Annotated in this window: 10 protein-coding genes, 1 other RNA gene and 1 pseudogene; 4 read left to right on the top strand and 8 right to left on the bottom strand. The window is 72.9% G+C overall.

The window, feature by feature from the left end; genetic code table 11:
• Positions 1-3: 3 nt before the first annotated feature.
• The 4 genes and pseudogenes from SCAB_RS31400 to SCAB_RS31390 all read right to left on the bottom strand — a co-directional run bounded on the left by SCAB_RS31400 (position 4) and on the right by SCAB_RS31390 (position 3,979).
• Complete coding sequence (locus SCAB_RS31400; RefSeq protein ID WP_013004133.1) at positions 4-1,686, bottom strand: SWIM zinc finger family protein; 1,683 nt, start codon at positions 1,684-1,686, stop codon at positions 4-6.
• Positions 1,687-1,820: 134 nt separating this feature from the next.
• Positions 1,821-2,229, bottom strand: an RNA gene (gene rnpB / locus SCAB_RS43950) — RNase P RNA component class A.
• A gap of 127 nt (positions 2,230-2,356) precedes the next feature.
• A pseudogene (locus SCAB_RS49440) lies at positions 2,357-3,073 on the bottom strand (DMT family transporter); the annotation flags it as partial.
• A gap of 81 nt (positions 3,074-3,154) precedes the next feature.
• A complete protein-coding gene (locus SCAB_RS31390; RefSeq protein ID WP_013004131.1) occupies positions 3,155-3,979 on the bottom strand; it encodes a helix-turn-helix domain-containing protein in 825 nt (274 codons plus the stop codon).
• A 177-nt stretch (positions 3,980-4,156) separates the two neighbouring features.
• Between SCAB_RS31390 and SCAB_RS31385 the strand changes: the two genes are divergently transcribed.
• Together SCAB_RS31385 and SCAB_RS31380 are read left to right on the top strand one after the other, a co-directional pair.
• Positions 4,157-4,975 carry a MerR family transcriptional regulator gene (locus tag SCAB_RS31385; RefSeq protein ID WP_013004130.1) on the top strand — a complete coding sequence of 273 codons (819 nt, stop codon included), beginning with the start codon at positions 4,157-4,159 and terminating at the stop codon, positions 4,973-4,975.
• Positions 4,972-5,637 (top strand): hypothetical protein, encoded by a 666-nt coding sequence (locus SCAB_RS31380; protein WP_013004129.1) that lies wholly within the window; start codon positions 4,972-4,974, stop codon positions 5,635-5,637. Before SCAB_RS31385 ends, SCAB_RS31380 begins: the two co-directional genes overlap by 4 nt.
• Here SCAB_RS31380 and SCAB_RS31375 read toward each other — a convergent pair.
• Positions 5,588-7,132 carry an RNB domain-containing ribonuclease gene (locus tag SCAB_RS31375; RefSeq protein WP_013004128.1) on the bottom strand — a complete coding sequence of 515 codons (1,545 nt, stop codon included), beginning with the start codon at positions 7,130-7,132 and terminating at the stop codon, positions 5,588-5,590. The genes SCAB_RS31380 and SCAB_RS31375 overlap by 50 nt on opposite strands.
• A 158-nt stretch (positions 7,133-7,290) precedes the next feature.
• On the opposite strand from SCAB_RS31375, the gene yaaA reads away from it, so the two are divergent.
• Both yaaA and eda read left to right on the top strand, forming a co-directional pair.
• The gene (gene yaaA / locus SCAB_RS31370) at positions 7,291-8,073 is read left to right on the top strand and encodes a peroxide stress protein YaaA (RefSeq protein WP_013004127.1); all 783 of its coding nucleotides are present in this window, start codon (positions 7,291-7,293) and stop codon (positions 8,071-8,073) included.
• A gap of 229 nt (positions 8,074-8,302) precedes the next feature.
• Positions 8,303-8,920 (top strand): bifunctional 4-hydroxy-2-oxoglutarate aldolase/2-dehydro-3-deoxy-phosphogluconate aldolase, encoded by a 618-nt coding sequence (eda, locus tag SCAB_RS31365; protein WP_041671107.1) that lies wholly within the window; start codon positions 8,303-8,305, stop codon positions 8,918-8,920.
• Here the strand turns inward: eda and SCAB_RS31360 are convergent.
• From SCAB_RS31360 to SCAB_RS31350, 3 genes are read right to left on the bottom strand one after another with little or no spacing between them, the layout of a single operon-like run.
• Positions 8,906-10,384, bottom strand: a complete 1,479-nt coding sequence (locus tag SCAB_RS31360) for a bifunctional RNase H/acid phosphatase (RefSeq protein ID WP_013004125.1) — start codon at positions 10,382-10,384, stop codon at positions 8,906-8,908. The genes eda and SCAB_RS31360 overlap by 15 nt on opposite strands.
• 21 nt (positions 10,385-10,405) lie before the next feature.
• Positions 10,406-11,149, bottom strand: a complete 744-nt coding sequence (locus SCAB_RS31355) for a zinc ribbon domain-containing protein (protein ID WP_078580213.1) — start codon at positions 11,147-11,149, stop codon at positions 10,406-10,408.
• The gene (locus tag SCAB_RS31350; RefSeq protein WP_013004123.1) at positions 11,146-12,033 is read right to left on the bottom strand and encodes a Nif3-like dinuclear metal center hexameric protein; all 888 of its coding nucleotides are present in this window, start codon (positions 12,031-12,033) and stop codon (positions 11,146-11,148) included. The genes SCAB_RS31355 and SCAB_RS31350 overlap by 4 nt, the downstream gene beginning before the upstream one ends.
• Positions 12,034-12,174 lie beyond the last annotated feature (141 nt).

Genomic DNA, 12,174 nt, shown 5'->3' with positions numbered 1-12,174 from the left:
AACTCACAGACCGCGTGTGTCCATCAGTCGCATCAGGTTCCGCTTTCGCCTCTGGGAGGCTCGCAGGGCGGTGACGTACTCAGTGAACGCATCCGGTGTGCCGAGGCGACCGTGGCAGTCCCGGATGCTCAGGAGCAGGCCTACGAGTTGCTCGTAGACCGTGTTGCCGGTCTGTGTGGTCAGTGGCTCGGCCAGGCGGAGGTAGATGTCGAGTGCGTCGGCGGGGCGGGCTGCGCGGATCCGTTCGGCGAGGCTGAGCCACTGGCTGTCATGGGCGCCGGTTTCGGCCGCGGCCTGCCACGCGGCGGCCGGGTCCTCGTCGTCGAGCAGGGCATCGACCAGCACCGAGCCGCCGTACCGGCCGTACCGCGGCCGTCGCTCGGCGTCGGCGCGCAGCAGCGCCAGTGCGCCCTCCCGCTCGGCCGGCCAGCGGTCGGCGGCCTGTGCGGTGGCGCGCAGCTGCCGGTACGCGAGCAAGGAGCGGCGGGCGGCGAAGTGGTCGCGGCGGAGGGTGACGGCGTCGGGGAGTCGGCCCGCCCGCGCGTAGCGTTCGCAGAGGTGGTCGACGAGCGCGGTGTCGATCTCGGTGAGGTCCCGGGCGTCCCGAATGCCGCGTTCCGCCCAGGTCAGGGCCTCGTCGGGGCGCCCGGCGGTGTCCAGTTCGCGGGCGATGAGCAGGTGGGTGTGGCCGTTCGGCGTGAGGTCGGCCGCGTGCACGGCGATCACCGTGTCGACATCGCTCGCCGTCTTGGCCAGGCGTTCCATCAGGTACTTCTCGGCCCATCCGGTGCGGTTGGCCCGCCATGCCCCAACCACGAGTGTCCGTAGGGCGGCCATGCCCGCCTCACCGAGGACATCCCCGTAGTCCAGCGGATCGATGTCGGTGAGGCCGGCGTCGGAGTCACCGAGTGCCTGGCCGACCAGCCAACCGGCCAGCTCTTCCGGGTCCGGGCGGGCCGCGCGGCAGGCTTCAAGGTGTGCGGCGGCGAGGTCGACGCCGACCTGACCCAGACCGCCGTCGGAGTCGTCGACGCTCTCCACCGCCTCGGCCAGCCGCCGCATCGCCTCCCGCGTCAGGTCGATCGCGTCGGCGGCCCGTCCGGAGCCGGTGAGCGCCCCGATCGCGGACACCGCCTGCCCTGCCTGGTCGGCGTAGGCGCGGGCGTCGGCGTACTCGACGTAGCCATAGCGCGCGAACGGGCGTACGTCCAGCAGTTCACGGACGCTCGCGCGGATAGAGGCGAGATCTCCGCGGGCGCCCGCGGCCCGTAGCTCAAGACGGCGCCGCAACTGCCGGTCCTCGCCGATCTGTTGTCGCACCAGGATGAGCAACTCGTCCTTGGACAGGGCGGACAGCCACGTGTCGAGGTCCTGGGCGCGGTCCCGGGCCGCCTTTCGCTGCCTCTGCAGGCTGTCCGGCCCCTGGGCGAGCACAGTCAGTCCGAGAGCCACCAGATGCTTGCAGAAATTGCCCTCCACTCCGTACGGGCAATCGCACCCACCGCCCAGCCCGCCGGGCCCGTCCAGGGTCAGCTCCACCTCGTACCGCTCGGTGCCGTGGACGCGCGCCGTCACCCAGCCGTCGCCGACCTCGACCCCGGTCACCGCGTCGAGATACCCGAGTCCGCGATCGAAGGAGCGAGCGCCTGCCAGCGTTTTGAGGTTCGCCTCGGTGAGACCCTTCATGGTTCCCTTCCTGCCCTCGTCCGTCCGAGGTCCGCCCGCAGCAGGTCCGGTGCCGCCGCCACGTGCAGGGCGAGTCAGAAAGGGCCTCCGTGGCAGATCGGAGGCCCTTTCTCAGGCAAAGCCGCAGGTAGCGGCAGACGAGCAGGGCTGTACGCCGGGTTCTGTACCACGGGTCCTCGCGGCGCCCGTGGTGACGGCCATCCATCTAGGGCCGGCGTTGCCGCCGGCCTCGTGCGGTCTACCCGCGGACTCGGGCGGGCTACCCTCGGACGTCCGCGCAGGGCCACTTTTTACGGCGGCCCCTCTTGACCTTGCTCCGGGTGGGGTTTACCTAGCTGCCCAGGTCACCCTGGGCACTGGTGGTCTCTTACACCACCGTTTCACCCTTACCGAGGACCGAGGTCCCCGGCGGTTTGTTTTCTGTGGCACTGTCCCGCGGGTCACCCCGGGTGGCCGTTAGCCACCACCCTGCCCTGTGGAGCCCGGACGTTCCTCGGGAAGTTCCCCGTCAGGGGGACTCCACGCGGCCGTCCGCCCGGCTCGTCTGCCGTGTGGACCATGCTACCCGGCGGCCGCCACCCCTCGATGCCGGTGACGCCGACGACGCCGTCGCCAGGAACGAGCCCGCCAGGATCAGGGCGAAGGAGGACAGGATCGCGGGGGTCAGGCGTTCGTCCAGGAAGACCGCTCCCGCCGCCACCGCCACCGCCGGGTTGACGTACGTGAAGACCGTCGCTCTCGTCGGGCCCACCTCCCGGATCAGTTCGAGGAAGGCGACGAAGGCCAACGCCGTGCAGATCACTCCCAGAGCCGCCAGGGAGATCAGGGCCGGAGGAGAGGGGAGTGTCGACGGGGCGGTCAGGGTCGCCGCGGGGGCGTAGACGATCGCCGACAGGAGGAGGACCGGGGCTATCAGCTGGAGGGTGGGGACCTGCTTGAGGTGGCGGGCCATGATCAGGGGGGCCGTCGCGTAGCCGATCACCGTGATCAGCACCTCGGCGAGGGAGAGGGCGTTGCCTCCGGTGAGGTGCGGGACGGTGAGGACCCCTACGCCTCCCAGGCCCAGGGCCAGGCCCGTCATCCGGCGGGCGCCCAGGCGTTCCGTGTCGCCGAAGAAGCGGGCCAGCAGGACGCTCACGATGGGGACGCCCGCGATCAGCAGGCCGGCCGTGGAGCTGGAGAGGTGGCGTTCGGCGTCGGTCAGGGTCCACCAGGGGCCGATGACCTCGATCACGGCGAAGGCCAGCATCGGGCGCCAGTGCCGCAGGACGACGCCCGGCAGTCCGCCCTGACGGATCGCGAAGGGGAGCAGGAGGGCCGCGCCCAGGGCGCAGCGTACGAAGACGACCATGGACGGCGACACCTCGTCCACCGCCACTTTGATCATCAGGTAGGGAATGCCCCACAGGACGCCCATCAGGGAGAACAGAACCCAGCCGCGTGCAGTCATGGGACGATTTTCGTCCGTTCAGCGGTGTACGTCTTGAACGCTGTTGCGGTACGCCGCGGGCGTCACTCCCAGCACCCTGCTGAACCAGCGTGTCATGTGGGCCTGGTCCGCGAAGCCCACCTGACCGGCCACCTCCGCCGGGCGCCCGCCCGTCTCCAGCAGCGCACGCGCCCGGCTCACCCGGTACTGCGCGAGCCAGGCGTACGGGGGCATGCCCATGGTCGTACGGAAGGCGCGCAGGAGCTGGTAGCGGGAGAGGCCCAGGTCGGCGGCGAGGTCGGCGAGGGAGGGGGGAGCCGCCAGCTCGTCGGCGAGACGGTCCCGCACGGTCAGGGCGATGCCGCTGGCACCGGGGATCGTGTCGGAGGTGGGGCGGGACGTGGAGTGCCGGCGGGCCAGCGCCGTGAGCAGCCAGGGGAGGCGGGACTCGGCTTCCAGGGGGTCGGGGCCCGTGCTCAGCTCGGTGTGGGCGGTGCGCAGGGCGGCGGCGAGTTCGGGGTCGTGGAGGAGCGGGTCGCGGAAGTGCGGGGTGCCGCCGAGGATGCCGTCGGTGAGGAGGTCGGGGGCCGGGTAGAGGCCGCGGTAGGCGTAGGTGCCGAAGGCCGACTCGCCGGTGTGGACCTCGCCCGGGGCCAGGACGACGATGGAGCCCTCCCCCACCGTGAGGGCGCCGCCGCGGTAGTCGATGCACGAGGCGCCCTGGACGCAGATGCCGATGCTGAATTCCTCGTGCGTGTGCGGGGCGTAGCGGTGGCGGTCGAAGCGGGCGGTGAGGAGGTCGAGGGGACGGTCGGGATGCCCGAGGGTCGCCCGGGTCCACCGTGTCTCGCCGCGTGCGCTCACTCTGGTCTCCCCCTTCGCCCGTCTCCAGGCTACGCCCGGCGGACGCGGAGAAGTCCGGTGTCACCGCACCTCGTGGTCGGCCGCACCTCGCCGCTTGACCTTGCCGCACCTCGCCGTTTGACCTTGCCGCTCCTCATCGCTTGACCTTGCCGCAGCGTCAACGTTTCTACTGGTCGCATGCGGATCGGAGAGCTGGCCGCGACCGTCGGTGTCACACCGCGGGCCGTGCGGCACTACCACCATCTCGGGCTCCTGCCGGAGCCGGAGCGGCGGGCGAACGGGTATCGGGACTACACCTTGCGGCACGCGGTCGTCCTTGCGCGGATCCGGCGGCTGACGGAGCTGGGGCTCGGGCTGGCCGAGGTGCGGGACGTGCTCGCGGACGATGCCGGGCGTGAGCTCGTCGAGGTGCTCGGCGAGCTGGAGGAGGATCTGGCCCGGCAGGAGACGGAGATCCGCGAGCGGCGCGAGCGGCTGCGCGACCTGATCGAGGGCGCACGCGCCGGGCGGCTGGCGGCCGAGGGGCCCGTGTCGCCCGAACTGGCCTCGCTGTTCGGGCGGTTCGGGCCCGTGCCGGAGTCCCCGATGGCCGCCAAGGACCGGGAGGTCTTCGCGTTGCTGGAGACCACGGCGACGCCGGAGGCGCGTGCCGCGATGCTTGCCGCGCTGGAGAGCATGATGGCCGCACCCGGCGCGGTGGAGCGGGTGCGTGAGGCGTACGCGTTGCTCGACGCGCTCGCCGACGCCGAGCCCGACGACCCCCGCGTGGCGGAGGCCGCCCGCGTGCTCGCCGCACTCGTGCCCCCGGACATGGTCCCGCCGGACACCGACCTGGACATCGACGGCAGTGACGGTCGTGGTGGGGGTGGCGGTGGTGCCGGGGGTGCCGGGGGCGGCGGCAGCAGCTTTCTGCGCGCCTTCTACGCCGACTTCTCCCCTGCCCAGGCGGAGGCCATCCGCCGCACGCTTCGGACACTGAGGGAGGACCGCCCATGAGGAAGTCCGGTACAGCGACCGGTCTAGCGACAGGTTTCAGGAGCGCCCATCGGGTCGCCCGCTCGCTCGTCCGTCATGAACTCCTGCTGCTGGTCAGTCTGTTGCGCTGGGTGGCGCGGCTGCCGCACGGGGTCGGGGACGGCGGGCAGGCGTTCGGGTACGCGCGCGGACAGGGGGCCATGATGTTCGGCTTCGGCTTCGTGTGTGTCGTCGAGACCGTGGCCATGGCCGTACTGCTGCGCGAATTTCCGCTCGCGCACGGGGCCTTCCTCGTCCTCGACCTCTACACGATCCTCATCGTCGTCGGCCTCCACGCCGCTTCCGTGACCCGCCCCCACGTCCTCACCGGCACGACCCTGCGCCTGCGCCGCTTCGCCACCGTGGATCTGTGCGTGCCGCTCGACGCCGTCGCTTCGGTACGGCGTGAGCTGCGTACGACGCACGAGAAGCGGGACGGCGAGCTGAACATGGCGATGAGTTCGCAGACCACCGTCACGGTCGAACTGGCCGATCCCGTCACGTACCTGACCTTCTTCGGGCGCCCCAGGCAGGTTCGCCTGGTGCGCTTCCATGCCGACGAGTCCGATCAACTCGTGCGCCTGCTGCGGGAGTTCATGCCGGAACGAAACGCACCTTCGCCGCTCCCGGTGCGGCCTGCGTGAGCCGGACCCGCAGCCGCTCCCCCAGCGGCAGCCGGTCGCCGGGGGCGCCCACGACTCGGCCGATGACGGCCGGGGTCTCCAACTGCACGGTCCCGGAGGCCGGTCGCTCCTCGTCAACGTCCACCACGCACCCCTCGAAGACCTCCCCCACCCGGTCCCTCAGCAGCGCCGCCTCGACGATGTCGACGCATTCGCGCTCCACGCGTCCGGCCCGCCGGGCGCCCGCGGTCATCTCGTCGGGGAGGGTGTCGAAGGCCGACAGGACCCAGTCGGGCGCCGGGGTGCCGGCCGCAGCCGCGAGGCAGATCTCCGAGGCGTAGCGGTCCACGAGGCGGCGGAGCGGGGCCGTGCAGTGGGCGTAGGGGGCGGCGACGGCGGAGTGCGTGGTGATGTCGGGGAGACGGCCGTCGCAGAAGGGCGTGTAGTGCGCGCCCCGGAGCAGGGTCGTGCACTCCAGGAGGAAGGCGGCGTGGCGCGGGTCGTGCGGGTCGAGGGAGCGGACGAGTTGCGCGTACGAGACGTGGTGGGGCCAGTCGATGTGCAGGGCCTTGGCGGTACGGCGGAGGCGCCCGACCGCGCCGTCCGGTGCGGCGGGGAGCGTGCGCAGGATGCCGGTGCCGTGGGCGAGCATCAGTTCGGCGGCGGCCATGCCCGTGAGGAGGGAGATCTGGGCGTTCCAGCCCTCTGCGGGGAGAGGGGTGCGGTAGGTCAGCTCGTAGCGTGCGTCTTCGACACCGCCGTCGCCGCCGACACCGCCGTCGCCGCCGTCGCCGCTGTCAGGGGTGTCGCCGGCTTCCGGGGCGGGGTGCTCGGTGACCTCCTGCTCGGGGACGGTGAGGGAGATGCCGCCGCGTTCGACCTCCAGGCGCTCACGCAGCCGCCCGATCTCCTTCAGCAGGGCGAGGGGTTCCTCGGCCGTACCTCCGTCGATCTTCCGCTGGACGTCGGCGTAGTTCAGCTTGGCGCGACTGCGTACGAGGGCCCGGCGGACGTCCACGCTCTCGGTGCGGCCGTCCGCGTCGAGGTCCAGGGTCCACAGGACCGCCGGGCAGGTGTGCCCCGGGAGCAGGCTGGCCGCGTTCTCGGAGAGGCGGGCGGGGTGCAGGGGGACCTTGCCGTCGGGGAAGTAGAGGGTCGTCACCCGGCGGTGGGCCTCGGCGTCGAGGGCGCCGCCGGGGGTGACGAAGGCGGCGACGTCCGCGATGGCGTAGCGGACGCGGTAGCCGCCGTGGCGTCCATGGCCGTCGTCGGCAGGCCGCCGCGACAGATGCATGGCCTGGTCGAGGTCGGTGGAGGCGGGCGGGTCGATGGTGAAGAGGGGGAGGTCCGTGGCGTCGTACGACGGCAGGCGCGGTGACGTCGCGGCCTGCTCGGCCTCGGTGAGGACCTGGGGCGGGAAGGCGTCGGGCACGCCGAGTTCCCCGCGCAGCGCGCGCAGGGCCGCCCGGAGCGGGGCCTCGGCGGCGCCCGTGACGCGGAGGTGGCGGCGGGGCATGGGTCGAGCGTAGGGCCGGGCGGGCGGGACGGCACCCCCTGGCCTTGCGGAGGCCCGCCTTCCCACCCCGTACGCTGGCGCGGAGCCCGAACCCCGTGTGCCCCCGAGACGCCCGAGAGCGCCGGGGCCCCGGGAACCCTCGAGAACAAGGAGCCCCCGTGCTCGTCCTGCTGCCCCCGTCCGAAGGCAAGGCCCCCTCCGCGGGTGGCGCTCCCCTGAAGCTGGAGGGGCTGTCGCTGCCCGCGCTCACCGGGGCGCGGGAGGCGGTGATCGGTGAGCTGGTGGAGTTGTGCGCCGGTGACGAGGACAAGGCCCGTGAGGTGCTCGGGCTGAGCGAGGGGCTGCGCGGGGAGGTCGCCAAGAACGCGGAGCTGCTGACGGCGGGGACGCGGCCGGCCGGGCAGGTCTACACGGGGGTGCTGTACGACGCCCTCGACCTCGCCACCCTGGAGACGGCCGCGAAGCAGCGGGCGGCGCGCTCGCTGCTGGTGTTCTCGGGGCTGTGGGGCGCCGTGCGCGTGACGGACCGGATCCCCTCCTACCGCTGCTCGATGGGCGTGAAGCTGCCCGGCCTCGGCGCGCTCGGCACGCACTGGCGTACGCCGATGGCGTCCGCGCTCCCCGAGGCCGCCGGCGGCGGCCTCGTACTCGATCTGCGGTCCTCGGCGTACACGGCCGCGTGGAGGCCGAAGGGCGAGGTGGCCGGGCGGACCGCGACCGTACGGGTGCTGCACGCGCCCACCCGGAAGGTCGTCAGCCACTTCAACAAGGCGACCAAGGGCCGCATCGTACGGAGCCTGCTGTCGGCCGGGATCGCGCCCAAGGGCCCGGCGGAGCTGGTGGAGGCGCTGCGTGACCTGGGGTACGTGGTGGAGGTGGAGCCGCCGGTGGGGGCGGGGAAGGCGTGGACGTTGGATGTGCTGGTGGACGAGGTCCACTGAGGCCCCGCCAGCCTGTTGCATTGCATCATGCGCAACGGTCGTTGTGCATGATGTACCGCCCGGGCAGGATGACGGCATGTCCACATCGCCCCCGTCGTCGTCACCCGCGTCTGCTTCTTCGCCCGCGTCGGTTTCTTCACACGCGTCGGTTTCTTCGCCCGCGTCGGTTTCTTCACACGCGTCGGTTTCTTCACACGCGTCGGTTTCCTCGCGTGGCTCCGTCCTCGGCCTGGCGCCCGTCCTGCCCGTGGTCGTCGTCGACGATCCCGCCGACGCCGTGCCGCTCGCGCGGGCGCTGGTCGCGGGCGGGTTGCCGGCGATCGAGGTGACCCTGCGGACGCCGGGTGCGCTCGACGCCGTACGGGCGATCTCGGCGGAGGTTCCGGGGGCGGTGGTCGGCGTGGGGACCGTCATCACGCCCCAGCAGGTGACCGAGTCCGTCGCGGCGGGCGGGCGTTTCCTGGTCAGTCCGGGGTGGACGGACATGCTGCTGCGGGCGATGCGGGCGTCCGGGGTGCCGTACCTGCCGGGGGTGTCGACCGCGTCGGAGGTCGTGGCGCTCCTGGAACGCGGGGTGCGGGAGATGAAGTTCTTCCCGGCCGAAGCGGCGGGCGGTACGGCATATCTGAGGTCGCTCGCCGGGCCGCTGCCGCAGGCGCGCTTCTGTCCCACCGGAGGGGTCGGGCCGGACAACGCCCCGGAGTATCTCGGGCTCCCCAACGTCGGCTGTGTGGGCGGAACCTGGATGCTGCCGCCCGACGCCGTGGCCGCGCGGGACTGGGCGCGGATCGAGAAGCTGGCGCGGGAGGCTGCGGGCCTCGGGGGCCGCCGTTCAGCGCAGGTGTGAGGTGTCGTTGAGGAGACGGAGGGTGGCGTTGCCGTCGGCGTAGTAGGCCAGGGCCGACAGGGATGCCGCCGAGAGTTCCATGCGGAAGAGGGACTCGGGGGGCGCGCCGAGCGCCAGCCGGACGAGGGTCTTGATCGGCGTGACGTGGCTGACGAGCAGGACGGTCCGGCCCCGGTGGGCCGCGGCCAGTGCGTCGCGGGTGGCGGCGACGCGGTGCGCGACGGCAGCGAAGCTCTCGCCGCCGCCGGTGGGTTCGGCGTCCGGGGAGGCCAGCCAGGCGTTCATGTCGTCCGGGTACCGCTCCCGCACCTCACCGAAGCTCAGCCCTTCCCATGCGCCGAAGTCCGTCTCCCGCAGCCCGTCCTCGACGGTCATGCCGAGGCCGAGCCGGGCGGCGACGATGCCCGCCGTTTCGCGGCAGCGGGCCAGCGGCGACGACACGACCTCCTGGATCGTGCCGCGCGCGGCGAGCGCGGCGGCGACCCGCTCGGCCTGGTACCGGCCGACCTCGGAGAGCGACGGATCCGAACCACCGCTCCCCGAGAACCGCTTCTGCGGGGTGAGCGGCGTCTCGCCGTGCCGCAGCAGCACGAAGGTGGCCGGGGTCCCCAGGTCGGGGGCGACGGAGGCGACGTTCTTGGCGGCCCGGAGATCAGCGGCGGCAGCGGAGGTGGCATCGACGGCGGCGGTGGTGCTGGTGCGGGGGCCGTCGGCGGTGGTGCGGGGGCCATGGGCCGTGCTTCGGGAGCCGTCGCCAGTGCCTGGGGTGCGGGCCCCGGCGGATCGGCTGCCGCCATCGGACGGGGGCTCGGCGGAACGGCCGCCATCGGAGGAATCGGCGCCGGCAGACCGGCCGCCACCAGAGGAATCGGTGCCGGTCCTGCCCCCGGTTGACGTGGGCTTCCCCTTGGATCCCGCCAGCGCGGCCCTCGCCAGCGCCGCGCCCGCCGTCGCGTCGCCGGGCGGCCCGGACGGCTCGGGTGCGGCGGCCGCGGCGGACCGGGACGCGCGTGTGTCCAGGTCCGCGGTGGACGCGGCGGGCGACCACTGTTCGCCGCGCTTGCCGGCGTCCATCGCCTCATTGGCCAGCCGGTCGGCGTGCTTGTTCTGCTCCCGCGGCATCCACTCGTACGTCACGCGGCCGGGCGGGAAGACCCGTGCGGCCTCGGCGGCGAGCGGCTTCATGTCGGGGTGCTTGATCTTCCAGCGGCCCGACAGCTGCTCGACGACCAGCTTGGAGTCCATCCGGACCCGGACGGACGCCTCCGGGTCCAGCTCGTACGCCGCCTTCAGGCCCGCGATGAGCCCGCGGTACTCGGCGACGTTGTTGGTGGCGACGCCGATGTACTCGGCGGCCTCCACCAGCGTCTCGCCCGTCACCGCGTCGAGGACGACGGAGCCGTAGCCCGCGGGCCCCGGGTTGCCCCGGGAACCGCCGTCGGCCTCGACGATGAACTCCCGCACGCCGACAGCCCCTTGCCGCCGCTAGAGGCCGGACTCGGAGGTCCGCACCAGGATGCGGCCGCAGTTCTCGCAGCGGACGACCGTGTCGGACGTGGCCTTGCGGACGTCGTTGAAGTCGGTGATCGACAGCTCCTGGCGGCAGCCCTGGCAGGTGCGCTGGTACAGCTTGGCCGCGCCGATGCCGCCCTGCTGGTCGCGCAGCTTGTCGTAGAGCTTGAGCAGGTCCGCGGGGACGGCCGCCGCGATGACCTCGCGCTCCTTCGTCACCGTCGCCACCTCGCCGTCGATCTCCTCGAACGCGGCGTCCCGGCGCGCGGTGGCGTCGTCGACCTTGCCCTGCACGGCACCGACCCGCTCGGTCAGCTCGGCGACCCGCTCCTGCGTGGACTCGCGGCGCTCCATGACCTCCAGAACGATGTCCTCCAGGTCGCCCTGTCGCTTGGCGAGGGAGGCGATCTCGCGCTGGAGGTTCTCCAGGTCCTTCGGGGAGGAGACGGCGCCCGAGTCCAGGCGCTGCTGGTCGCGGACGGCGCGCTGCCGCACCTGGTCCACGTCCTGCTCGGCCTTGGTCTGCTCGCGGGCGGTGTCGCTCTCCTCGGTCTGCGCGGCCACGAGCAGGTCGCGCAGCTGGGTGTGGTCCTTCGTCAGCGACTCGATCTCGGCGTGCTCGGGCAGCGACCTCCGCCGGTGCGCGAGCTGCTGCAGACGTACGTCCAGGCCCTGGACGTCGAGGAGTCGGATCTGGTCGGCGGGCTCGGCGTTCAGTTGGGGGCTCCCAGTGGGTCAGAAGAAGTGGGCGACGGGTGGGCGGACGCCGCGTGGGCGGTCCAGGGGTCGGTGACCGTCCCGGAGACGTGGACACGCAGGCCCCACCCCTCCCGGTCGGAGATCTCGTCGAGCTGGGCGGCCGCCAGCTCGCACCAGGGCCACTCGGTGGCCCAGTGCGCCGCGTCGAGCAGCGCGAGAGGCGTGTGGGCGCCTTCCGTGCCGCGTGCGACGGCCTCGGAGGCGGGGTGGTGGCGCAGGTCGGCGGTGAGGAAGGCGTCGACACCGGCCGCGCGGACGTCGTCGAAGAGGCTGTCGCCGGAGCCGCCGCTGACGGCCACGGTGCGGACGACCGCGTCGGGATCGCCGGCGACGCGGATGCCCTGGGCGGTGGCCGGCAGCCGCTCGGCGGCCCGCGCGGCCAGTTCCCGGACCGTCAGCGGGTGGTCCAGCTCGCAGACCCGGCCGAGACCGCGCCGTCCGGCGGGGTCGGCGGCGTCCGGTACGAGGGGGCGTACGACCCTGAGGCCGAGCGCGCCGGCGAGGGCGTCGCTGACGCCGGGGTCGGCGGTGTCGGCGTTGGTGTGGGCGACGTGCAGCGCGATGTCGTGCTTGATGAGGGTGTGCACGACCCGGCCCTTGAAGGTCGAGGCCGCCACCGTCGTCGTACCGCGCAGATAGAGCGGGTGGTGGGTGACCAGCAGGTCGGCACCCAGCTTCACCGCTTCCTCGACGATCTCCCGGACCGGATCGACGGCGAACAGGACCCGCGTGACCTCCTGGTCGGGGTCTCCGCAGACCGTGCCGACCGCGTCCCACCCCTCGGCCCTCTCGGGCGGCCAGAGGGCGTCGAGCGCGGCGATGACTTCAGACAGACGGGGCACGGACCACAGGCTACCTGCACCGCTCCCGTCCCAGACCGGCCGCGGGCCGGTCGACCTGCCGCCCCTCGGCCGCCTCTCCCGCCCCCGGGGTGGCGGCCTCCTCCTCGCACCCGTCCCGCAGCACACGAATCGGCGTTCCCT

The sequence above is a fragment of the Streptomyces scabiei 87.22 genome, from assembly GCF_000091305.1.
Lineage (GTDB): Bacteria > Actinomycetota > Actinomycetes > Streptomycetales > Streptomycetaceae > Streptomyces > Streptomyces scabiei.
Note: the sequence above shows the minus strand (reverse complement) of the source record. Positions and strands in the feature narration are given on the sequence as shown.

What these genes read in the sequence shown, in the direction of transcription:
- SCAB_RS31400 (WP_013004133.1), bottom strand. Translation starts at nt 1,686, where the DNA reads ATGAAGGGTCTCACCGAGGCGAACCTCAAAACGCTGGCAGGCGCTCGC.
- SCAB_RS31385 (WP_013004130.1), top strand. Translation starts at nt 4,157, where the DNA reads ATGCGGATCGGAGAGCTGGCCGCGACCGTCGGTGTCACACCGCGGGCC.
- SCAB_RS31380 (WP_013004129.1), top strand. Translation starts at nt 4,972, where the DNA reads ATGAGGAAGTCCGGTACAGCGACCGGTCTAGCGACAGGTTTCAGGAGC.
- SCAB_RS31375 (WP_013004128.1), bottom strand. Translation starts at nt 7,132, where the DNA reads ATGCCCCGCCGCCACCTCCGCGTCACGGGCGCCGCCGAGGCCCCGCTC.